Raw genomic sequence first — 20,504 nt, 5'->3', positions numbered from 1 at the left:
CTTGATCTCCTTCGAGGGCGAGGCTGCGACAGGAGTGATAGACGCTGGTGCGGTGGAGGCCAAGCACTTCGCTGTGCGCCCCTGCCCGAACCTCCGCGCGGCGGCGGAGGATCAGCGGGCGGGTGCCGGCTCCACCGGGACGACCACGGCGCCGGGCGGCAGCGGGCGGGCATCGGCCGCCTTGCGCCGGCTCGACTCCGCGGCCCGGCTCTCCAGGACTTCGGCCAGTTCCCCGGTCTCCAGCGTACGGCGCGGGCGGTCCAGGGGACCGGCGAGCGTGAGGCCGAAGGCCGGCAGCTCGGGATCGGCGAGCAGCTTGACGCCGAGGCCCAGGTCGAGCGACCAGTCGGTCAGGCTGGCCGAGCCGCCGCCGGTGATGTCGGCGTTCGGCGCGGTCATGGCGAGATCGTCCGATCGGACCACGCCCCGGTCGATCGTCAGGGTTCCGGCAAGCCGGTCGAACGGGCTTTCCCCGCCGGCCATGGCCCTGGCGACCTGGTCGAGCGCCTGCTTCGGCTTGTCGGCGCCGGTCACCGCAGCCAGGGCGCCTTCCAGGTCCATTCCCGAGAGGGTGCCTTCCCGCACCACGATTCTGCCGGTGCCGCCCAGGGCGGCGACCAGGGCCGCGGGGCTGGTCCCGACGGTGTCGATATCCAGGTCGAGGTTGAGGACGCCTTCCGCAAGGTCGACCCCGGCCGGTCCGGTACGGAGCCGGGCCAGGTCGGCATCCACGACCGCCAGCCGTGCCGTGACCCGTGGCGGTGCGCCGGGTGCCGCCGTCAGGCTGCCGGACAGGCCGATCCGCCCCCCGAAAGCGCCGCCGTCGAGCTGTTCGACGGTGAGGGTACCGCCCTCCAGCCGGGCGCGGACGGCGGGGTCCGCCAGACGCCGGTCGCCATGGACGATCGCGCGGGAGGTCAGCGCGAGCTTGCCGTCGATGGCCCGCAGCCAGTCGAGGGAGATCGGGGCCTCGGACCACAGGGTCCCTTCCGCCGCCAGGGCGGGCTGGATCAGCGAGGGAACCACCAGGGCCCGCGAGGATGCCTGGAGAAACTGGTCGATCACGATCTCGCCGGTCTGAAGACGGGCGTCGATGGCGGCGCGCTCGCCCGCGAGGTCGATCGTGGCTTCGCCCTGGACGCTGACCGGCCCGGCCGTCCCCTGGATCGCCGAGAGCGAGAGCGCCGAGTCGGAGCCCGCCATCTCCGCATAGACGTCGAATGCGCCGAGAGTTCCGGCCGGGCGCCAGTCCGGGGCGAACAGCTGCATCAGACGGGCGGCGTCCGGATGGGTGGCCCGGACCTTGATGTCGTAGTTGGGCGCGGTCGCGATCTGGCTGAGGCTGCCGCCCGCCTGGACGGACCCGCCGCCGCCCGCGAAGGTCAGGTCGAGCGCCAGACGCTCCGGGTCGCCCGCCACCCTGCCCTTCAGGGCCGCCTCGCCCAGGCGGTCGGCGGGCGGCAGCGCCGCCGGCCAGGACGCCGGGAAGGCGCGGTTGAGCGGAACCAGGGAGCCGGCCTTCAGGTCGATCGAAAGGTCGATGTCGTCGAGCGGCTTCAGCTTCCTGATGCCGCCCTGGACCGTGCCGGACACGCCGGCGGCATCGGCCGCGCGGAACTGCCGGACCGACAGCGCCCCGTTGGACAGGGTGCCGTCGAAGCCGGCCTGCTGCACCGGGATGCCGGCGACGGTCAGGGTGCCGATCTCGGCGTTCAGGTTGGCGTCGAAGCCCTCCAGCCACCCGGCGAGATCGGGCCGGGCGACCCCTTCCGGCCGGACATGGATCTCCCCGGTGTCGGTCACCCCGGTGAGATCCGGCGCGTAGGCGTCCAGGTTGAGGCGGTCGATCTCCAGCCGGGCGCCGAAGCCGGGACGCCCGCGATCCACATAGGCGACGCCGCCGGTCATCCGGGAGGTATCGACCCTGAGGTCCAGCCCGGCGAACTGGAAATTGCCGGGCCGCCCGGTCAGGCGGCTGGTCATGGAGAATTTGCGCAGCCGGTCGGCCGGGACGCGATCCACCGAGTACCCCAGCCACTCCAGCAGCGCCCTGAGATTGTCGGCGTTGGCATCGACCGAGACGTCCGCCACGGGCAACCCGCGTTCCGCCGTCAGCGTGCCCGTGACCGCGACGTCGGCGCCGCCCGGCAGCAGGGCGGAAAGCCGGCGCAGCGTCATGGAGCCGTTCTCCAGGCCGGCATCCAGTCGGGCCTGCCGGACGATGTTGCCCCGGTAATTGAGCGCGTCGATGTTGAGCGTCAGCTTGCCCGCCAGGCCGGCGGGCAGCCGGAAGGCCGGCACGCCGTCGCCCCCCAGGGCCGCCCAGCTGTCCAGGTCGAACCGGTTGAAGGTCAGCGCCAGCTCGCCCTGCGCCGGCCCGGCTGCGGCTCCGGTCGCCGGCCCTGGCGCCGTCCCCTGGATGGCCCCCGGGGAGGGCGCGCCGGCGGGCAGGTACTTGAGCGCGCCGGTGCCGCGGGTGTCGCCGACCTGGAGTTCGATCCCGTTCAGCTCCACCAGCCGCGTCGAGGCGTTGACCGCGGTGCGGAAGGCGAAGGGCTGGCGCAGCACTCCCGGGAGCTCGACCGTCGGCGGCTCCCCGACGGCCTTCAGCACCGCCGCGGTGGCCGGCCGCAGGTCCGGCCCCTCCGCCCGGAGGTCGCCCTGGACCCGCGCCTCCGCGCCGGTGATGACGATGCCGGCGAACCGCAGGGTGCCGGCCGCGTCCGGCTGGCGGAGGGCGACTCGGACGGGCAGTGCGCCGCCCTCCCCCATCCTGCCCGCGGTCAGCTCGACCGCGAGCGGGACGCCGCGTGCCAGAACCGAGCCCTGGAGCTGGAACGGGCCGACGAGGCTTCCGGCGACGATCTGGGCGTCGACCGACTCGACGCGCTCATGGATGGCGGCGCTCGCGTCGCGATAGATGACGGTGCCGTTCTCGATCGTGACCTTGTCGAGCTGCACCGCCTCGGCGAGGTGGTTCGACGACAGCGCAGCATTGCCGGCCGGGGTGAAGTCCCAGTTGCGGCGGCCGTCGCGCATGACCTCGAGCGCTATGACGGGTTCGATCAGCGCGATGCTCTGCACCTGGATGCGTCCGCTCAGCAGCGGCATGAAGGCGACTCGGACATCCAGCTTGCGCAGCCGCGCCATGTCCGGCTCCGCCGCGCCGGGCAGGCCGGCGAGCCGCGCGCCGGCCACCGACAAGGTCGGCCGGGGCAGCAGGGCGAGGTCGATATCGCCGTCCAGGGTGACCGCGCGGCCGGTGGCGGCGCTGATCCTCTCGGCGATGTCCACCTTGTAGCTGTTCCAGTCGATAAGGCTGGGAATGACGAGGACGGCGCCGACGACCAGCAGCAGAACGGCCAGGAATCCGATGAGAAGCTTCTTCACGAGGGGTCCGCCGATACCATTCGTTCCAGTGGCTCGCGGCGCCGGGGTCCGGTCCCGGTACCGCCGAGGGGGCGCCGTTCGTACTATAGATGCCGGCCCTATCCCGCTGCCGCCCGATTGGGCGAGTATGCGGGACCGGGTACCTGCGCTAAGCTAAAGAAGCAGGCGTGTTTAAGCAAACCACCATTGCTCCAAGTCGCAATTTCGGCTTACGCAAGGCGATTTGTAGGCACAGGCAACCAACAGGACGGGACCATCCCATGGGAGACGTCGTCAATCTGAACCGCTTCCGCAAGGCGCGGGAGAAGAGCGAACGGGAAGCCCAGGCGGCGGCCAATCGGGCGAAGCACGGCCGCACGCGCGAGCAGCGCGCCCGCGAGAAGGACGAGGCGGCACGGCGGGCCAAGGACCTGGAGGGAAAGAAAATAGACGATCCTGTCTAGTTAACGGAAAGCTAAGTCCATCAAATCCTGGCGTCCTGAAAGATTCGCTCTTACCCCAAAGGTAAAATGCGCTACATTGTCGCAGATCGACGCCCAGTGTGGGCTTTTGGGGAGGCCACGATGACTTACGCTCATAACAATTCGAACGGCTCGCATGCCGGATCGTCTCGCGCATCCGCGGTTCCGCACATCCGCTCCGTCAGCCTGGACCGCCCCTGGGCATGGCTTTCCGCGGGATGGGAGGACTTCAGCCGCGCCCCCATGGTCAGCCTGAGCTACGGAATCGGCTTGGTGGCCATCAGCTACATGCTCGTCCTCGGACTCACTTCGGTCGGCCTCTTCTACCTCGTATTGCCGCTGGTCGCCGGCTTCATGCTGGTGGGACCGATCGTCGCGGTCGGCCTCTACGAGGTGAGCCGGCTGCACGGCGAGGGTCGGCCCGCCGGGCTGATGGACGCTTTCGGCGCCTATGGCCGCAATGCCGGCCAGATCGCCGGCATCGGGCTGGCCCTGATGCTGATGCTGCTGTTCTGGGTGCGGGTTGCGCTGCTGGTGTTCGCGCTGTTCTTCAGCTACCAGCCGCCGACCCTCGAAGGCTTCGTCAACACCGTCTTCTTCACCGAACAGGGCATCCTCTTCCTGATCGTCGGCTCAGCCATCGGCGGCGTGATCGCCTCGGCCGTGTTCGCGGTCACGGCGCTCTCGATCCCGATGCTGCTGGACCGCGACACCGACCTGTTCACCGCGATCACCACCAGCATCACCGGGGTGATGAAGAACTGGAAGACCATGGCCGGCTGGGCCGGGCTGATCGTCCTGTTCACCGCGGCCGGGCTCGCCACCGCGTTCATCGGCCTCGCCCTGGCGCTGCCGCTGATCGCCCACGCCAGCTGGCACGCCTACAAGGACATCGTCGGCGACTGAGCGGACGGGCCGGTCAGGTTCCGGCCGCGGATCCGAAGGGGACGAGGCGCGTCACGTGGCCCATCTTGCGGCCGGGACGCGCCTCGGCTTTTCCATAGAGATGAAGCCGGGCGCCGGGTTCGGCCAGGAGTTCCGGCCACCGGTCCGCGTCGGAGCCGATCAGGTTCTTCATCACGGCGTCGGCGGTGCGCTCGACCGATCCGAGCGGCAAGCCGCAGACGGCGCGGACCAGTTGCTCGAACTGGCTGGCGGCGCAGGCGTCGATGGTCCAGTGGCCGGAATTGTGCGGCCGGGGAGCCAGTTCGTTGACCAGCACCGCGCCATCGCGGGTGACGAACATCTCCACCGCCAGCACGCCGACGAACTGGAGCGCCTCGGCGATCCGGCAGGCGATCCGCCCTGCTTCGTCCGCGATCTCCGGCGCCACGGCGGCGGGTGCGATGGTCTCGTCCAGGATATGGTTGGCGTGGCGGTTCTCGACCGCCGGATAGGCCGCCATGGCGCCGTCCTGCCCCCGGGCGACGATCACCGAGACCTCCAGCGCGAAATCGACGAACCCTTCCACGATGGCGTCCACGCCGCCGATGCTTTTCCAGGCGTCCACCGGCGCCACGTCGCCGGTCAGCTTGACCTGGCCCTTGCCGTCGTAGCCCATGCGGGCCGACTTCATCACGCAGGGCGTCCCGATCTCCTGGAAGGCGGAGGCTGCCTGGCCGGGGCACCGGGCCGGCCGCCAGGGCGCCGTGGCGATGCCGAGGCGGTTGACGAAGTCCTTCTCCAGCAGGCGGTCCTGGGCGATGGCGAGCACGCCGGGGCCGGGATGGACCGGGACGAACTTGGCGAGGAAGGCGACGGTCTGGACCGGGATGTTCTCCCACTCCAGAGTGACCACGTCGACCGAGCGGGCGAACCGGGCCAGCGCCTCGTGGTCGCCGTAGCCGGCCACGGTCTCCGCCGCCGTGACCTGGGCGCACGGGCTGTCCCGGTCGGGCGAGTAGACATGCGTCCTGTAGCCCAGCCGGGCCGCCGCAAGCGCCGTCATCCGGCCGAGCTGCCCGCCGCCCAGCATGCCGATGGTGCCGCCGGGGGCGACGGTCCGCACGGGACCTCCCGTCATGGGGCCGGTCATGGCGCGGCCTCCGCCGGGACCTCGGCCACGGCGCCGGTCTGCCGCTCCCGCCAGGCGTCGAGCGCCCGGGCGATGCCCGCGTCGGACAGGGCCAGGACGGCGGCGGCCAGCAGGGCCGCGTTGATGGCGCCGGGCTTGCCGATCGCCAGCGTCCCGACGGGTATGCCGCCGGGCATCTGGACGATGGACAGCAGGCTGTCCATGCCTTTCAGCGAATGGCTCTCGATCGGCACGCCGAACACCGGCAGCGGGGTCATCGCGGCGGCCATGCCGGGCAGATGGGCGGCGCCGCCGGCACCGGCCACGATCACCTTGATGCCGCGGTCGCGGGCGCCCGAGGCGTATTCGTAGAGGCGCTGCGGCGTGCGGTGGGCCGAGACGATGCGGGCCTCGAACGGGACGCCGAGCGCGTCGAGGACGTCGGCGCCGTGCTTCATGGTCGGCCAGTCGGACTGGCTGCCCATGATGATGCCGACCAGCGGCGCCGGGGCGGAATCGGGGATCGGTGTTGCGTTGGCGCTGGTCACTGTGGGCGGCCCGATGCTCGAAGTTTGGAAAACGGCGATTATAGGAACGCGGGGCCCCGGGGCAAGCCCGCGCCCGTCAGGCGATGATGTCGGGCAGTAGCCGGCTTTCCAGCCGGGCGATCTGGTCCTTGAGCAGCAGCTTGCGTTTCTTCAACCGCTGGATCTGGAGCTGGTCGAAGGGAGCCTGCTCGCCGATGCGGGCGATCACATCGTCGAGGTCGCGGTGCTCGCTGCGAAGCGACGCCAGCTTCTGCTGCAAAATTTCCTGTTCATTCATCGGTAGGTACGCATCTTCGTGCAAAGCCGGGGCCGCCCGGACCGATCCGGGCCGGGATGTCGAGGGCGCGTTATAACAGAATTCGGCGCCACCCGTGAGAGCCTTGCATGGGTGGTTGCGGCATTGGCGCGGTTTGGTAACACTGCCCTGGCCCTTTACGGGGCCTCGACACCGGTCACAGCGAAAGACGGGCGGACATGAAGGGTGAAAAGCGCATCGGCATCCTGACCAGCGGCGGCGACTGCGCGGGTCTCAACGCGGTGATCCGCGCGGTGGTCCACCGGGCGACGCTGACCTACGGCTGGCAGGTCATCGGGATCAAGGAAGGCACCATGGGCCTGCTGTCCCGGCCGGTCCAGTACGAGGTGCTCGACCTGGACATGGTCGGAAGCTCCATGATGCGTCAGGGCGGGACGATCCTGGGCACGACCAACCGGGGAAACCCGTTCGCCTTTCCCATGTCCGACGGGACCGTGAAGGACCGCAGCGCCGAGATCGCCGGCGGCTACCGGGAGATGGGCCTGGACGCGCTGATCGGCATCGGCGGCGACGGCAGCTTCGCGATCCTGCGGAAGCTGGCCCAGCAGTGCGGCATGAACCTGGTCGGCGTGCCCAAGACGATCGACAACGACCTCGGCCTGACGGAGGTGTCGGTCGGCTACGACACCGCGGTCGCCGTCGCGACCGAGGCGCTGGATCGGCTGCAGCCGACGGCGGCCAGCCACGCCCGCGTCATGGTGCTGGAGGTGATGGGCCGCGACGCGGGCCACATCGCGCTGGCGGCCGGCATCGCCGGCGGAGCCGACGTGATCCTGATCCCGGAGATCCCCTTCCAGATGGACCGCATCGCCGACAAGATCCGGCAGGTCCGCAACCAGGGCCGGAACTTCGCGCTGGTCGTGGTGTCGGAGGCCGTGAAGACCAGCGAGGGCAAGGAGATCCAGAAGGAATACCAGGGCGGCGAGAAGCGCTTCGGCGGCATCGGCAACTATATCGGCGAGCAGATCGCCGCCGCCACGGGCGCCGAGACCCGCGTGACGGTGCTGGGCCACGTCCAGCGCGGCAGCATGCCCAGCCCGCGCGACCGGCTGATCGCCTCGGCCTTCGGCGTCCATGCGGTCGACCTGATCGCCGAGGGCAAGTTCGACCGCATGGTCGCCTGGTCCAACCGCGAGGTGATCGACGTCTCGATCGAGGACGCCATCGCCCGCTACCAGGCGGTCGAGCTGGACGGCGCGCTGGTCAAGACCGCCCGCGGCCTGGGCATATGCCTTGGCGACTGACGGCGGCGGGGACCCGGCGGCGGACCCCGCCGGTGACCTGTGGCGGTTCGCCCTGGCGCTCTACGGCCGGCCGGGCGTGTCGGACCGGTGCCTGATGCTCCAGGACCGGCACGGGTGCGACGTGACGGTGCTGCTGTTCGCCGCCTGGGCCGGGGCCGCGCGCGGCATCGGCCTGTCGGCCCAGGACCTGGCCGCGGCCCGGACGGCGGTCGAGGCCTGGCACGAGGAGGTGGTCCGGCCGCTGCGCGCGGTCAGGCGCCGGCTCAAGCATGGTCCCCCGCCCGCGCCGAGCGGCCGGACCGGCGAATTGCGCGCCGGGATCCAGGCGATCGAGATCGAGGCCGAACGGATCGAACTGGAGGTGCTGGCCGGCCGCCTTCCCGCTGCCGCGGCGTCGGGGCAGCCCTCGCCGGAACTGGTGCTCGCCAATCTGCAACTCGTGGTTCCGGACCTGGAGGAAGAAGGCCGGGAAGCGCTCCGCGCCATCGCCGGAACGGCATATTCGATCGGGAGCGCCATCGAACTTTAGGCTCACCAAGGAGTTTCCTGAAGATATCGGGGCAGCAGCGTCTATCCTGTCATGGAACGGCAATGGATGCGGGCAGGCCGAATTTCCAAGGAAAGCACCGGCGCGATGATGGAACTCATGTTCACGCTCAAAGGCTGTACACCGACCGTCGAGGAACGCGCCCGGCGCCTGCTCAAGTTCGAACTGGGATACGAGAACGCGGGATCGACGGTGACGGTCGCGATGCTCTTCGCCCGGTGCCACGTGGACCCCGGCGAGACCGCCCAGCACCTGATGCGCATTCCGCCGCGCGACGCGGTCGATCATCTGGCCGACTGGATCCACAGTTTCCAGATCGACGGCGAGTTCTGCCCGGAGCCGAAGGCCTTGGCCAGAGCGGCGCTTCGCCACGCCGGACGGGCGGTATAGGGCGACATCCCCGCGATCCGGGCCGGAGCGCCGTTCAGGGCGCGGGTGACCGCCCGCGTCTGACGCCGCCTTCCTCCGCCGGCTCGCCCCAGCGGCGGACCAGGCCGGCATCCAGGTCGAACATGTCCAGGACACGCCCGACGGTGTGGTCGATCAGGGCATCCACCGAGTCCGGGCGCGCATAGAGGGCCGGGACCGGCGGGGCGATCACGGCGCCCATCTCGGCGAGCGACACCAGCGTGCGCAGATGGCCGAGATGGAGCGGGGTTTCCCGGACCATCAGGACGAGGCGGCGGCGCTCCTTCAGGACCACGTCGGCCGCCCGGGTCAGCAGCGTGGAGGTGACGCCGGTGGCGATCTCGCTCATGGTCCGGATCGAGCACGGCGCCACCACCATGCCCAGGGTGCGGAAACTGCCGCTGGAGATGGCGGCGCCGATGTCCTGAATGGGATAGGCCACGGTCGCCAGCGCGCGCACGTCGGCGATCTTCAGGTCCGTCTCGCACGCCAGGGTCACTTCCGCCGACCGGCTCATCACCAGATGGGATTCGACGCCGAGCCGGTTCAGCGCCTCCAGCAGGCGGACGCCGTACATCACGCCCGACGCGCCGCTGATCCCGACGACGAGGCGGAGCGGGCGACCGGCGGCGATGTCATCCATGGCGGATCAGTCTACCGTCTCGTCCAGGTCGGAACCGTAGCCGCCGGCGTATTTGTCGCGGCCCCGGTCGTGTTCGTCGTCGTCATCGCGCCCGGCGGCAGCGGGCTCGTCGGCGAAGCCGGAGCCGCCTTCACCCTCGTACTCCTGATCGTCGCCCTCCTCGTCGGCCATCGTGACCGGGGCGCCGCCCGGGCGACGGATCGTGGCGATCGCCTCCTCCAGCTCGCGCTGGGTGCACAGGCCGAGCAGCACGGGGCTGCGCGGCTTGATGTTGGGCGTGTTCCAGTGGGTCCGGTCGCGCACGGCGGCGATGGTCGGCTTGGTCGTGCCGATCAGGCGGCTGACCTGGGCATCGGACAGGTCGGGAAACTGCTTGACGATCCAGGCGATGGCGTCCGGCTTGTCGCCGCGCTTGGTCACCGGGGTGTAGCGCGGCCCCTTGGAACGGGCGACCGGCTGCGGCAGGTCCTGGACGAGAAGCCGGAGCTTGGCGTCGGGATCCTTCTCGCACCGCTCGATCTCCTCCTTGGAGAGCTGGCCGTTGGCGATCGGGTCGAGCCCGACCATGCCGACCGCCACTTCGCCGTCGGCGATCGCCTTGATCTCCAGCGAGTGAAGGCCACAGAAGGCTGCGATCTGCTCGAAGGTGAGCGCGGTGTTCTCGACCAGCCAGACGGCGGTCGCTTTCGGCATCAATGGCAGGGGCATCGGTCCTCCGGAAACTCTCTGGCTGGCTCGTCGTTGCGCAAGCGCGACCCTTGATATCCAATATAGGGTGTCGGGACAGCGTCGGCGAGCAGGTTGGTCGTCTATGGCGTGTATGTACTCGAGGCCTGCCCGGGCCTTCAACTCAGGCGTCGAAGGTCAGGACGATCTTGCCGATATGGCTGCTGGTCTCCATCAGGGCATGGGCGGCGGCGGCCTCCCGGAACGGGTATGTCTTGTAAATCAGCGGCTTGACCTTGCCGGCCTCGATCAGCGGCCAGACCTTCTCCCGCAGGGCGGCGGCGATGCGACCCTTGTCGGCCACGGTGCGCGGCCGCAGGGTCGAGCCGGTCAGGGTCAGCCGCTTGACCATCACGGGCGTCATGTTCAGCGTGACCTTGGAGCCGCCCAGGAAAGCGATGCTGACATGCCTGCCATCGGGCGCCATGCAGTCTATGTCGCGCTGGACATAGTCGCCGCCGACCATGTCGAGGACCACGTCCACGCCCTTGCCGCCGGTCAGCTCCTTGACGACGGCGGCATAGTCCTCGGTCTTGTAGTCGATCGCCCGGTCGGCGCCGAGCCGCTCGCAAGCCCGGCACTTGTCGGCGCTGCCGGCGGTCGTGAAGACCCGCGCGCCGAACGCCTTGCCCAGCTGGATGGCCGTCGTTCCGATGCCGCTGGAGCCGCCGTGGATCAGCAGCGATTCGCCCTCGGCCAGGCGCCCGCGGTCGAACACGTTGGTCCAGACGGTGAAGAAGGTCTCCGGCACGCCGCCGGCCTCGGTCAGGCTCAACCCCCGGGGGACCGGGAGCACCTGGGGAGCCGGCGTCACGCAGAACTCGGCATAGCCGCCGCCCGGCGTCAGGGCGCAGACCTGCTGGCCGACCTGGAGGTCCGCGACACCGGAGCCGACCGCCGCGATCTCGCCGGCCACTTCCAGGCCGGGAAGGTCGGAGGCGCCGGGCGGCGGCGGATAGGCCCCCTGGCGCTGAAGCACGTCGGGCCGGTTGACGCCGGCCGCCGCGACACGGATCAGCACCTCGCCCGGCCCGGGCTGGGGAACCGGTCGGGTCGTCGGTCGCAGCACGTCGGGACCGCCGGGGGCGGAGATCTCGATCGCGGTCATGGTGTGCGGCAGGGCGGAGGCCATGGGCTTCCTCTTGTAGGCTTCGATCGATTGCGGGATAGATTGCACATGTACCCCTCGGGGAAGGTCGATACAAGCGGACTCGGGGGTGGCGCACCGTGATTTACCCCGGACCGCTCCCCGGGCGGCCCTGGACCAAGCGAAGCGGGAGGACGAGACGTGAACCTGGAAGAGCTGGAACCCGCGAAGAAGCCCGCGGCCAAGAAGGACCTGACGGTGATGTCCATCGACGAACTGCGCGACTACATCGCCACCCTGCAGGGCGAGATCGAGCGGGCCGAGGGCGCCATCGCCGCCAAGCAGGCGCATCGCAGCGGCGCAGAGGCGTTCTTCAAGAAGTAGGAACGCCGCCGGCCGATCGGTCGCATTGCCGCGGACCGGAAATCGCCGTATCCCACCGTGATGAGCGATTCGGAACCGCATGGCACCAAGGATTCATGGCGCGCCCGGGCGTTCGGGCTGGGCGGCGCCATCGGCGTGCTCGGCGGGCTGATCGGCCTGGGCGGCGCGGAGTTCCGCCTTCCGGTCCTCCACGGGCTGTTCCGCTTTCCGATCCACCAGGCCGTCCGGTTCAACCTGCTGATCAGCCTGGCCACGGTGATCGTGTCGCTGGTTGCCCGGCTTGCCTTCTCGTCCTTCCCGGCCCTCGGCCCGCTGGCCGGAGAGATCCTGGCCGTGGCGGCCGGAGCCGTGGCGGCGGCTTGGTTCGGGACCGGCCTGCTCGGCCGTCTTTCCGAACGCTCCCTGACCCTGCTGGTGGCCGGGCTCCTGGCCGGCATTGCCGGACTGCTGCTGGCCGAGGCGGCGCTTCCCGTCGGGTTCTCGTTCGGGCTCCCCGATATCGTCCCCTTGCGGATCGCGATCGGCATCGCCGCCGGAGCCGCCATCGGCATGGTCAGCAGCCTGCTCGGGGTGGCCGGCGGCGAGCTGATCATACCGACCTTCATTTTCGTCTTCGGCACGGACGTCAAGACGGCCGGAACCGCCAGCCTGATCATCAGCCTGCCGACGGTGCTGGTCGGGGTGGTCCGGTATTGGCGCCAGGGAGCCTACCGGAGCCGCGGCCCGCTGGTTGACGTCGTGGCCCCCATGACAGCCGGATCCGCGGTCGGCGCCGTCCTCGGCGCCGGACTGGTGGGAATGGTGCCTGCCGGGCTGCTCAAGCTGGTGCTGGGGCTGATCCTGGCGGTGTCCGCGCTCAAGATGCTGGCCGCCCGGACGCGGAAGGCGGCGGTGCCGCCGCTCCGGCCTCAGGACCGGTGATCCTCCCCGGATCGCTGCCCATCCCCGTCCTGGAGCTTCTCGGCGTGGCGGTGCATCGCGCGGAAGGTCCGGGAGACGAACTGGCGGCGGAGCAGGATCATGACGACCCACAGGGTGGCGGCCATGAACAGGTACGGGCCGATGAACCAGGTCAGCGCCGCCAGCGCGAAGTAATAGGCCCTCAGCCCGCCGTTGAAGCTGGCCCCGGCGAGGCTCAACACCGTGCCGATCTCCTCCGCGTAGGCGTCGCGGTCGGCCGTGGCCAGGGGCGGCATGGGGGCGCTGCCCATCATGGCGCAGCAGTAATTGTACTGGCGGATCGCCCAGGTGAACTTCATGAAGCCGAAGATGAAGATGCCGAACAGCAGCAGGATCTTCAGCTCGAAGAACTCGCGGCTGACCGGGTTGGCGACGCTGAGCTGGCTCAGCATGCCGTGCGCCGCGTCGACCGAGCCGAGCAGCCCGACGAGGCCGGCCAGCACCAGCATGGAGGTGGAGGCGAAGAAGGTCACGGAGTGGATGGTGTGCCCGACCAGGGCGGTATCCATGATCCTGTTCTCGCGGTCCAGCATCCGGCGCATCCATTCGCCCCGGAGCAGCTTGAGATGCTGGTTGACGCCCCACAGGCCGCTGGCGAGATGGTCCATGACCAGCGTGTAGCTGCACCATGCGGCCAGGAACAGGCCGAACGCGGCCAGGTCGGGCATCGAAACGTCCTGCGGCATCATTGCCCTTCGGGGGATCGGAGCCTGGAGACTTCGGCGAGGACGAAGACCCGGATGGCGCTGGACAGGTTGCCGGAGCGGCCCTCGTCGATCTGCTCGATCAGGCCGTTGACCGAAACTCCCCGGGAAGCCGCGATGTCCTTGAGCGCGTCCCAGAAGGCGGCCTCGAGCGAAACGCTGGTCGAGTGTCCGGCGATGGTGACCGACCGTTTCCTGATCGCGCTGTCCATGAACCTTCCGAGATTGCCGCCCTGGGAGGCCGGAGGGTGCCGCCCGCCGGCGCCTTCCCCCTGGGGAGAAGGAGCCGTCGGGCGGGTGCAAGTGGCGTCAGCGCGGGCCGATCATGTCCAGCGGGCGGACCCACTGGCTGAACTGCTCCGGCGTCAGCAGGCCGAGCGCCACGCCGGCCTCGACCAGGGTGGTGCCTTCCTTGTGCGCCTTCTTGGCGATCTTGGCGGCGTTGTCGTAGCCGATATGCGGGTTGAGCGCCGTCACCAGCATCAGCGACTCGTTCATCAGCTTGGTCACGCGATCGACGTTGACCTCGATCCCGACCACGCAGTTGTCGGTGAAGCTGCGCGCGGCGTCGGCCAGCAGCCGGACCGATTGCAGGAAGTTGTAGATGATGACCGGCTTGAAGACGTTCAGCTCGAAATGGCCGTTGGCGCCGGCGAAGGTGACCGCGGTATGGTTCCCCATGACGTGGGCGCAGACCATGGTCATGGCCTCCGACTGGGTCGGGTTGACCTTGCCCGGCATGATCGACGAGCCGGGCTCGTTCTCCGGCAGGCTGATCTCGCCGATGCCGCAGCGCGGTCCGGACCCCAGCAGGCGGATGTCGTTGGCGATCTTGAACAGGGAGACCGCCACGGTGTTCAGCGCGCCCGAGCCTTCGACCAGCGCGTCGTGGGCGGCCAGCGCCTCGAACTTGTTCGGCGCGGTGACGAAGGGAAGGCCGGTGATCTGCTCGACGTTCCTCGCGAATTCCTCGGCGAAGCCCTTCTTGGCGTTCAGGCCGGTGCCGACCGCGGTGCCGCCCTGGGCCAGCTGCAGCAGGCGCGGCAGGATGCCCTTGACCCGCTCGATGCCGTAGGCGACCTGGGTCGCGTAGCCCGAGAACTCCTGTCCGAGGGTCAGCGGCGTCGCGTCCTGGAGGTGGGTACGGCCGATCTTGACGATCTCGGCGAACTCCTTCGCCTTGGCGTCCAGGGCCGAATGCAGGTGCTCCAGCGAGGGCACCAGCTCGTGGTGGACCTGCTCGACCGCGGCGATGTGCATGGCGGTCGGGAAGCTGTCGTTGGACGACTGGCCCATGTTGACGTGGTCGTTGGGATGGACCGGCTTCTTGGAGCCCATCTCGCCGCCCAGGAGTTCGATCGCGCGGTTCGAGATCACCTCGTTGGCGTTCATGTTGGTCTGGGTGCCGGAGCCGGTCTGCCAGACCACCAGCGGGAAATGGTCGATCAGCGTGCCGTCGATGACTTCCTCCGCCGCGTCGAGCATGGCCTGTCCGACCTTGGCGTCCAGCACGCCGAGCGACATGTTGGCCATCGCCGCGGCCTTCTTCTGGATGCCCAGGGCGCGGACCAGGGGAGCCGGCATGCGCTCGCCGCCGATCTTGAAGTTCTGCAGCGACCGCTGGGTCTGAGCGCCCCAGTAGCGGTCGGCCGGGACTTCGATGGGACCGAAACTGTCGGATTCGGTGCGAAACGCTGGCTTGTCGGCCATGGACTGGTTCCCCCGGGAGATGGTGTCGTCGATTGACCGGGGTTTTACCACAGCCTCGCCCGGGAACAAGCGGCGAGGGAGCGGCAGCCGCGCCGGGTCAGCTTATGCCGCACCTGGGCAGTATGTCCTTCGCGAGTTTGATATTGACAGTATGCTGGTAGATCTATCTCGGTCTTTGCCTTTTGAGGTACCATCTCGCTCGGCATGGGGGCGCCAAGCGGAACAGGCCGGCGTTCGGACTGCCTGTCCGGCGATTCGCCGGCTGGGCTTCCACTCTCCGGCGGTTCATTATCCCGCAATCGACCATCGAGCAGTTCCGGGGCAAACCTGCAGAAGATGCATACGCTAGAGTCGAAAGATCCGAAGGACGGCATCGCTCCCGACGAGAGGCACTATGCGCGCCTGCTCCAGGGCATGCTCGACAGCGCGTTCATCGGGCTGATGGCCTTCCGCTCGGTCCGGGACCCGGAGGGGCGCATCATCGATTTCGAATGGGTGCTGGTCAACGCCGCGGCGGAAGCGATGATCGGCCGGCCGGCGCTCACCCTGATCGGCCAGCGGCTGCTCGAGGAAATGCCCGGCAACCGCATCGACGGCCTGTTCGACGCCTATGTCGGCGTGGTGGAGAGCGGCGAGCCTTGGGAAGGCGAGCGCTGGTACGACCATGACGGCATCCGGAGCTGGTTCACGATCCGGGCGGCACGGCTGGAGGACGGCTTCGCCGTGACCTTCGCCGATATCACGGAGGCCAAGCGGGTCGAGCGCGAGCTGCTGGACAGCCGGGAACTTCTGACCCTGGCCCTCCAGGCCGGGCGCGACGGCATCTGGGACTGGGACCTGCGGACCGGGCGGATCTGGTTCTCTCCCCAGTGGAAGGCGCAGCTGGGATATGCGGACCATGAGATCCCGAACACGCTGGAGGCCTGGGGCGAGCTGATCCTGCCCGAGGACAAGGCGGAAGCGCTCCGGCTGGTCGAGGACTACAATTCCGGCCGGGTGGACGGATTCGAGACGGTCCAGCGGTTCCGGCACAAGCGCGGGCATGTCGTCTATATCTACAGCCGGGCGATCCATGTGCTGGATGCCGGCGGGAAGGCCGTGCGCATGGTCGGCGCACACACCGACATCACCCAGCAGAAATGTTCGGAGGAAGCGGCGCGGCGGGCCGAGCAGCGCCTGCGCGAGGCCATCGACGCGATTCCCGACGGCTTCGTCCTGTTCGACGCCGACGACAGGATGGTGATCTGCAACGAACGCTACAGCACCATCTACGGCATGGCGCCGGACGCCTTCCGGCCCGGCATGAGCTTCGCCGAGATCCTGAGGCTCTATGCCGAGAAGGCGCGGCCGGACGAGGCGACCGGGCATCCCGGCGGGATCGACGGCTGGATCCGCGACCGCATGGAGGTCCACGAGAACCCCGGCACCCGGATCGAGCGCCGGCTGGACGACGGCCGCTGGCTGCGGATCGAGGAGCGCCGCACGCGCGACGGCGGCATCGTCGGGACGCGGAGCGACATCACCTGGATGAAGGACCAGGAACGCAGGCTGCGCGAGCAGGCGCAGCTTACAGAGGCGATCCTCGACGCGATCCCGGTGAACGTCTTCGTCAAGGACGAGGCGCGGCGCTTCGTTCTGTTCAACCGCCATTTCGCCAACTACATCCAGCGCGACAAGGACTCGCTGATCGGGCGGACGGCCTACGATATCTTCGATGCGCAGACCGCCGAGCGGCTTGACCTGGAGGACCGGCAGGTGCTCCAGGAGGGCGCCCTGCTGAATTCGGTCATCGACCTGGAGATCGGCGGGAAAACCCGCACCCTGCTGGCCCACAAGCATGTCGAGGTGCTGGGCGAACGCCGCCTGCTGATCGGCTCGTCGGTGGACATCACGCACCGGCGGGAGGCCGAGAAGGCCTTGGCGGAGAGCGAGGCCCGGTTCCGCGACCTGATCGAGGGATCGATCCAGGGCATCGTGATCCACCGCGGCTTCCGCCCCCTGTTCGTCAACGGCGCCTTCGCGCGGATGCACGGCTACGGGTCGGCCGACGAGGTCATGGCCCTGCCCTCGCTGCTGGCGCTGCTGACGGAGGATCGCCGCGCCGAGGCGGCCGCGGGCCTGGCCGGCCTGATGGACGGTTCCGATACCGACGCGCTGGGCGCGCGCGAGCCGCACCTGCGCAAGGACGGCGCGCTGATCTGGGTCGACGTCCAGGGCCGGGTGGTCGACTGGATGGGCGAGCCGGCGCTCCAGGTCACCGTGATCGACGTGACCGACCGCAAGCGGTTCGAGGACGAGCTGGAGCAGGCCCGGCGCGACGCGGACGAGCAGCGCGAGCGGGCGGAGGCGGCCAACCGGGCGAAGTCCCAGTTCCTGGCGATGATGAGCCATGAGCTTCGGACCCCCATGACCGGCGTGCTGGGGATGATCGACCTGCTGCTGGGCGGCGACCTGCCGGAGGAGCAGCAGGGCTTCGTCGAGGTGCTGCGCACCTCGGCCGGCGCACTGATGAACATCCTGAACGACATCCTGGACTTCTCGAAGATCGAGGCCGGGCAGCTCCGGCTGGAGACGATCGAGTACCGGCCCCGGGACGTGATCGACGAGGTGGTCCGGCTGTTCGCGGCACGGGCGTCGGCGAAGGGCGTCGGGCTCCATGTCACGGTGGGCAGCAGGATGCCGGCCGTCGTCCGGGGCGACCCGACGCGGCTGCGCCAGGTGCTGTTCAACCTGGTCGGCAACGCGATCAAGTTCACGGAGCGCGGGCGGATCACCGTGCTGGCCGACCGGGGAGGCGCGCTGGAGCCCGGCGGCGGGCCGGAACTGTCCTTCGAGGTCGTCGATACCGGCATCGGCATGACGCAGGAAGAGCAGGCGCGCCTGTTCGAGGCGTTCGTCCAGGCCGACAGCTCGACCACCCGGCGGTTCGGCGGGACCGGCCTGGGGCTCGCGATCTGCCGCCGCCTGGTCACGGCCATGGGCGGGGAGATCGGGGTCCGGAGCTCCCCAGGCGGCGGCTCCGCGTTCCGGTTCACCATCCGGGCCGAAACCGCGGTGTTGCCGACAGCCTCCCCGCGGCCGTCGCGCACGGTGCCGGAAGCGTCGCGGGCCTGCCGGGTGCTGCTGGCGGAGGACAGCGACATCAACAGGATGATGATCTCGACGGGGCTCCAGCGCATGGGCCACTCGGTCGAGGCGGTCTCGAACGGGCAGCTGGCCCTGGAGGCGGCGGCGCGCGAGCGGTTCGACATCGTGCTGATGGACATGCAGATGCCGGTGATGGACGGCCCGGCGGCGGCGCGGGCGATCCGCGAGCTGGACCCGCCGTTCCGGTCGGTGCCGATCGTGGCGCTGACGGCGGACGCGATGCCGGAGAACCGCGAAACCTATGCCGCGGCCGGGCTGGACGGGTTCCTCACCAAGCCCATCGAATGGGCGAGGCTGTCCGCCGTGATCGTCGATCTGGTCGACCGCTGCGAGGCGGCCGCGCCGACGGGGGAGGCCGACGGTGCTGCCGGCATGGCGGCGAAGCTGAGCGAACTCACCCGGGCGGTCGGCCGGGAGAACCTGGACGCGATGCTGGCGGTGGTTCCCGACGCGGCCCGGCGCGAACTGGCGCGCCTGCGCGCGGCCGGCGACAACCGTGCCGAGGCCGTGGGCGCCGCCCACAGCCTGCACGGGCTGGCCGCCAATTTCGGCCTGGAGCGGCTGCGCCGGCTGGCCAAGGCGGTGGAAGTCGGACAGATGCCCGCGGACGGCGCGGGCGACCAGATCGCGGAGGCGATCGACGAGTGCGAGGCGACGATCGCCGGATGGCGGAAGACCTCGCGGGCGGCCTCATAGAGATGCGGCCGGGCGATGCGGCCGGGACCGGGCCGCGGGTTTCAACCGGGATCGCTGGAACTCACACCCGGATCACCTTGCCCGGGTTCATGATGTTCTTCGGGTCGAGCGACTGCTTGACCATGCGCATGACGCTGACCGCCTCGCCGTGCTCGGCGGGCAGGAAGTGCATCTTGCCGTAGCCGACGCCGTGCTCGCCCGTGCAGGTGCCGCCCATGGCGAGCGCGCGCATCACCATGCGCTCGTTCAGCTCCGCGGCTTCCGCGAGTTCGGCCGGGTTGGCGGGATCGACCAGGTAGACCAGATGGAAGTTGCCGTCGCCGACATGGCCGACCAGGGGCGCCGTCAGGCTGGAGGCCGCGATGTCGGCCTTGGTGTCGACGATGCATTCGGCGAGGCGGGAGATCGGCACGCAGACGTCGGTCGGCCAGCCCTTGGAGCCGGGACGGAGCGCCAGCGCCGCGTAGTAGGCCTCGTGCCGGGCCTGCCACAGGCGGGAGCGGTCCTCCGGGCGGGCCGCCCACTGGAAATCGGTGCCGCCGAACTCCTCCGCGATGGCGGAGACCATCTCGGCCTGCTCCTTGACGCCGGCCTCGGTCCCGTGGAACTCGAAGAACAGGGTCGGGGCGACCGCGTAGTCCAGTTTGCTGTAGGCGACGACCGCGCCCATCTGGACCTCGTCCAGCAGCTCGATGCGGGCCACGGGAATGCCGGACTGGATCGTCGCGATGACGGTATCGACCGCGTCCTTGATGGTCGGGAACGGGCAGACCGCCGCGGAGACCGCCTCCGGGATGCCGTAGAGGCGCAGGGTCACCTCGGTGATGACGCCCAGGGTGCCCTCGGCGCCGACGAACAGGCGGGTCAGGTCGTAGCCGGCGGCGGACTTGCGGGCACGCCCGCCGGTCCGGACGATGCGGCCGTCGGCCATCACCACCGTCAGACCCAGCACGTTCTCCCGCATGGTGCCGTAGCGCACGGCGTTGGTGCCGCTCGCGCGGGTCGACGCCATGCCGCCCAGGGAGGCGTCGGCGCCGGGGTCGATCGGGAAGAACAGGCCGGTGTCGCGCAGATGCTCGTTCAGCTGCTTCCGGGTGACGCCGGCCTGGACAGTCACGTCCAGGTCCTCCGGGCTGACCCGCAGCACGGCGTTCATGCCGGAAAGGTCGATGCAGACGCCGCCCCGAAGGGCCGCGACGCCCCCTTCCAGCGAGGTGCCGGTGCCGAACGGGATGACCGGCGTGTCGTGCCGGGCGCAGGCCGCGACGACGGCCGCGACCTCCTCCGTGCTTTGGACGAAGGCGACCGCGTCGGGCGGGACGACGGGGTGGTAGGACTCGTCCTTGCCATGGTGCTCCCGGACCGCGGCCGAGGTGCTCAACCTGTCGCCGAGCAGAGCTCGAAGCTCCTCGATCAGGGCTGCGTCGGCGGGAGCGCGGGACTCCACGGCATGCGCGGGGGCGGTCATGGCGATTTCCTCAAGGTGGCGTTTTCCGGCAGCGTAAGGGAGCCGGTCCGC

19 protein-coding genes are annotated in these 20,504 nt (G+C 69.7%); 8 read left to right on the top strand and 11 right to left on the bottom strand.

The annotated features are described in order from the left end of the window. Positions 1 to 111: 111 nt before the first annotated feature. Positions 112 to 3,390, bottom strand: a complete 3,279-nt coding sequence (locus tag IGS68_RS07055; RefSeq protein ID WP_201078415.1) for an AsmA family protein — start codon at positions 3,388 to 3,390, stop codon at positions 112 to 114. Between the two features lie 260 nt (positions 3,391 to 3,650). Between IGS68_RS07055 and IGS68_RS07050 the strand changes: the two genes are divergently transcribed. Continuing rightward, positions 3,651 to 3,833, top strand: coding sequence for a DUF4169 family protein (locus IGS68_RS07050; protein ID WP_158046555.1), 183 nt, complete (start codon positions 3,651 to 3,653; stop codon positions 3,831 to 3,833). 120 nt (positions 3,834 to 3,953) lie between these two features. Next, positions 3,954 to 4,757, top strand: a complete 804-nt coding sequence (locus IGS68_RS07045; protein ID WP_201078413.1) for a DUF2189 domain-containing protein — start codon at positions 3,954 to 3,956, stop codon at positions 4,755 to 4,757. A gap of 13 nt (positions 4,758 to 4,770) precedes the next feature. Here the strand turns inward: IGS68_RS07045 and IGS68_RS07040 are convergent, their stop codons facing one another. From IGS68_RS07040 to IGS68_RS07030, 3 genes are all read right to left on the bottom strand, one after another. After that, complete coding sequence (locus tag IGS68_RS07040; RefSeq protein ID WP_247881210.1) at positions 4,771 to 5,886, bottom strand: 5-(carboxyamino)imidazole ribonucleotide synthase; 1,116 nt, start codon at positions 5,884 to 5,886, stop codon at positions 4,771 to 4,773. Further along, positions 5,883 to 6,350: a 5-(carboxyamino)imidazole ribonucleotide mutase gene (gene purE, locus IGS68_RS07035; protein ID WP_201081147.1), complete on the bottom strand. Its 468-nt coding sequence runs from the start codon at positions 6,348 to 6,350 to the stop codon at positions 5,883 to 5,885. Before purE ends, IGS68_RS07040 begins: the two co-directional genes overlap by 4 nt. A gap of 139 nt (positions 6,351 to 6,489) precedes the next feature. Next, entirely contained in the window at positions 6,490 to 6,690 is a 201-nt protein-coding gene (locus IGS68_RS07030) for a YdcH family protein (RefSeq protein WP_158046558.1), read from the bottom strand. Positions 6,691 to 6,887: 197 nt separating this feature from the next. On the opposite strand from IGS68_RS07030, the gene IGS68_RS07025 reads away from it, so the two are divergent. From IGS68_RS07025 to IGS68_RS07015, 3 genes are all read left to right on the top strand, one after another. After that, the gene (locus IGS68_RS07025; RefSeq protein WP_201078411.1) at positions 6,888 to 7,973 is read left to right on the top strand and encodes an ATP-dependent 6-phosphofructokinase; all 1,086 of its coding nucleotides are present in this window, start codon (positions 6,888 to 6,890) and stop codon (positions 7,971 to 7,973) included. Next, entirely contained in the window at positions 7,963 to 8,502 is a 540-nt protein-coding gene (locus IGS68_RS07020) for a TIGR02444 family protein (RefSeq protein ID WP_247881209.1), read from the top strand. Before IGS68_RS07025 ends, IGS68_RS07020 begins: the two co-directional genes overlap by 11 nt. Before the next feature lie 105 nt (positions 8,503 to 8,607). Beyond that, positions 8,608 to 8,910: a hypothetical protein gene (locus IGS68_RS07015; protein ID WP_201078409.1), complete on the top strand. Its 303-nt coding sequence runs from the start codon at positions 8,608 to 8,610 to the stop codon at positions 8,908 to 8,910. Between the two features lie 34 nt (positions 8,911 to 8,944). Here IGS68_RS07015 and IGS68_RS07010 read toward each other — a convergent pair whose 3' ends face one another. The 3 genes from IGS68_RS07010 to IGS68_RS07000 all read right to left on the bottom strand — a co-directional run bounded on the left by IGS68_RS07010 (position 8,945) and on the right by IGS68_RS07000 (position 11,429). Further along, positions 8,945 to 9,571 carry a UbiX family flavin prenyltransferase gene (locus IGS68_RS07010; protein ID WP_201078407.1) on the bottom strand — a complete coding sequence of 209 codons (627 nt, stop codon included), beginning with the start codon at positions 9,569 to 9,571 and terminating at the stop codon, positions 8,945 to 8,947. A 6-nt stretch (positions 9,572 to 9,577) separates the two neighbouring features. Next, entirely contained in the window at positions 9,578 to 10,279 is a 702-nt protein-coding gene (locus tag IGS68_RS07005) for a DUF1013 domain-containing protein (RefSeq protein ID WP_201078405.1), read from the bottom strand. 142 nt (positions 10,280 to 10,421) lie between these two features. Next, complete coding sequence (locus IGS68_RS07000) at positions 10,422 to 11,429, bottom strand: NAD(P)H-quinone oxidoreductase (protein WP_201078403.1); 1,008 nt, start codon at positions 11,427 to 11,429, stop codon at positions 10,422 to 10,424. 156 nt (positions 11,430 to 11,585) lie between these two features. On the opposite strand from IGS68_RS07000, the gene IGS68_RS06995 reads away from it, so the two are divergent. Then, a complete protein-coding gene (locus IGS68_RS06995) occupies positions 11,586 to 11,768 on the top strand; it encodes a DUF1192 domain-containing protein (protein WP_201078401.1) in 183 nt (60 codons plus the stop codon). A gap of 60 nt (positions 11,769 to 11,828) precedes the next feature. Beyond that, a complete protein-coding gene (locus IGS68_RS06990; RefSeq protein ID WP_201078399.1) occupies positions 11,829 to 12,689 on the top strand; it encodes a sulfite exporter TauE/SafE family protein in 861 nt (286 codons plus the stop codon). On the opposite strand, the gene IGS68_RS06985 is transcribed toward IGS68_RS06990, so the two are convergent. The 3 genes from IGS68_RS06985 to fumC all read right to left on the bottom strand — a co-directional run bounded on the left by IGS68_RS06985 (position 12,677) and on the right by fumC (position 15,142). Beyond that, complete coding sequence (locus IGS68_RS06985) at positions 12,677 to 13,396, bottom strand: DUF599 domain-containing protein (RefSeq protein ID WP_201078397.1); 720 nt, start codon at positions 13,394 to 13,396, stop codon at positions 12,677 to 12,679. The genes IGS68_RS06990 and IGS68_RS06985 overlap by 13 nt on opposite strands. A 17-nt stretch (positions 13,397 to 13,413) precedes the next feature. After that, the gene (locus IGS68_RS06980; RefSeq protein ID WP_201078395.1) at positions 13,414 to 13,644 is read right to left on the bottom strand and encodes a ribbon-helix-helix domain-containing protein; all 231 of its coding nucleotides are present in this window, start codon (positions 13,642 to 13,644) and stop codon (positions 13,414 to 13,416) included. 97 nt (positions 13,645 to 13,741) lie between these two features. Next, complete coding sequence (gene fumC, locus IGS68_RS06975) at positions 13,742 to 15,142, bottom strand: class II fumarate hydratase (RefSeq protein ID WP_201078393.1); 1,401 nt, start codon at positions 15,140 to 15,142, stop codon at positions 13,742 to 13,744. A 336-nt stretch (positions 15,143 to 15,478) separates the two neighbouring features. Between fumC and IGS68_RS06970 the strand changes: the two genes are divergently transcribed. Then, a complete protein-coding gene (locus IGS68_RS06970; protein ID WP_201078391.1) occupies positions 15,479 to 18,985 on the top strand; it encodes a PAS domain S-box protein in 3,507 nt (1,168 codons plus the stop codon). A 61-nt stretch (positions 18,986 to 19,046) separates the two neighbouring features. On the opposite strand, the gene IGS68_RS06965 is transcribed toward IGS68_RS06970, so the two are convergent. Continuing rightward, positions 19,047 to 20,453 carry an FAD-linked oxidase C-terminal domain-containing protein gene (locus IGS68_RS06965; protein ID WP_201078389.1) on the bottom strand — a complete coding sequence of 469 codons (1,407 nt, stop codon included), beginning with the start codon at positions 20,451 to 20,453 and terminating at the stop codon, positions 19,047 to 19,049. Between the last annotated feature and the right edge of the window lie 51 nt (positions 20,454 to 20,504).

Source organism: Skermanella sp. TT6 (genome assembly GCF_016653635.2).
Taxonomy (GTDB): Bacteria; Pseudomonadota; Alphaproteobacteria; order Azospirillales; family Azospirillaceae; genus Skermanella; species Skermanella cutis.
The sequence above is the reverse complement of the archived record's forward strand: the minus strand, read 5'-3'. Positions and strand labels throughout refer to the sequence as shown.

Bases quoted from the DNA above. Each gene is read 5' to 3' on its own strand.
- IGS68_RS07050 (WP_158046555.1), top strand. From the start codon at position 3,651: ATGGGAGACGTCGTCAATCTGAACCGCTTCCGCAAGGCGCGGGAGAAG.
- IGS68_RS07045 (WP_201078413.1), top strand. From the start codon at position 3,954: ATGACTTACGCTCATAACAATTCGAACGGCTCGCATGCCGGATCGTCT.
- IGS68_RS07040 (WP_247881210.1), bottom strand. From the start codon at position 5,886: ATGACCGGCCCCATGACGGGAGGTCCCGTGCGGACCGTCGCCCCCGGC.
- purE (WP_201081147.1), bottom strand. From the start codon at position 6,350: ATGGGCAGCCAGTCCGACTGGCCGACCATGAAGCACGGCGCCGACGTC.
- IGS68_RS07030 (WP_158046558.1), bottom strand. From the start codon at position 6,690: ATGAATGAACAGGAAATTTTGCAGCAGAAGCTGGCGTCGCTTCGCAGC.
- IGS68_RS07025 (WP_201078411.1), top strand. From the start codon at position 6,888: ATGAAGGGTGAAAAGCGCATCGGCATCCTGACCAGCGGCGGCGACTGC.
- IGS68_RS07015 (WP_201078409.1), top strand. From the start codon at position 8,608: ATGATGGAACTCATGTTCACGCTCAAAGGCTGTACACCGACCGTCGAG.
- IGS68_RS07010 (WP_201078407.1), bottom strand. From the start codon at position 9,571: ATGGATGACATCGCCGCCGGTCGCCCGCTCCGCCTCGTCGTCGGGATC.
- IGS68_RS07005 (WP_201078405.1), bottom strand. From the start codon at position 10,279: ATGCCCCTGCCATTGATGCCGAAAGCGACCGCCGTCTGGCTGGTCGAG.
- IGS68_RS07000 (WP_201078403.1), bottom strand. From the start codon at position 11,429: ATGGCCTCCGCCCTGCCGCACACCATGACCGCGATCGAGATCTCCGCC.
- IGS68_RS06990 (WP_201078399.1), top strand. From the start codon at position 11,829: ATGAGCGATTCGGAACCGCATGGCACCAAGGATTCATGGCGCGCCCGG.
- IGS68_RS06985 (WP_201078397.1), bottom strand. From the start codon at position 13,396: ATGCCCGACCTGGCCGCGTTCGGCCTGTTCCTGGCCGCATGGTGCAGC.
- IGS68_RS06980 (WP_201078395.1), bottom strand. From the start codon at position 13,644: ATGGACAGCGCGATCAGGAAACGGTCGGTCACCATCGCCGGACACTCG.
- fumC (WP_201078393.1), bottom strand. From the start codon at position 15,142: ATGGCCGACAAGCCAGCGTTTCGCACCGAATCCGACAGTTTCGGTCCC.
- IGS68_RS06970 (WP_201078391.1), top strand. From the start codon at position 15,479: ATGCATACGCTAGAGTCGAAAGATCCGAAGGACGGCATCGCTCCCGAC.
- IGS68_RS06965 (WP_201078389.1), bottom strand. From the start codon at position 20,453: ATGACCGCCCCCGCGCATGCCGTGGAGTCCCGCGCTCCCGCCGACGCA.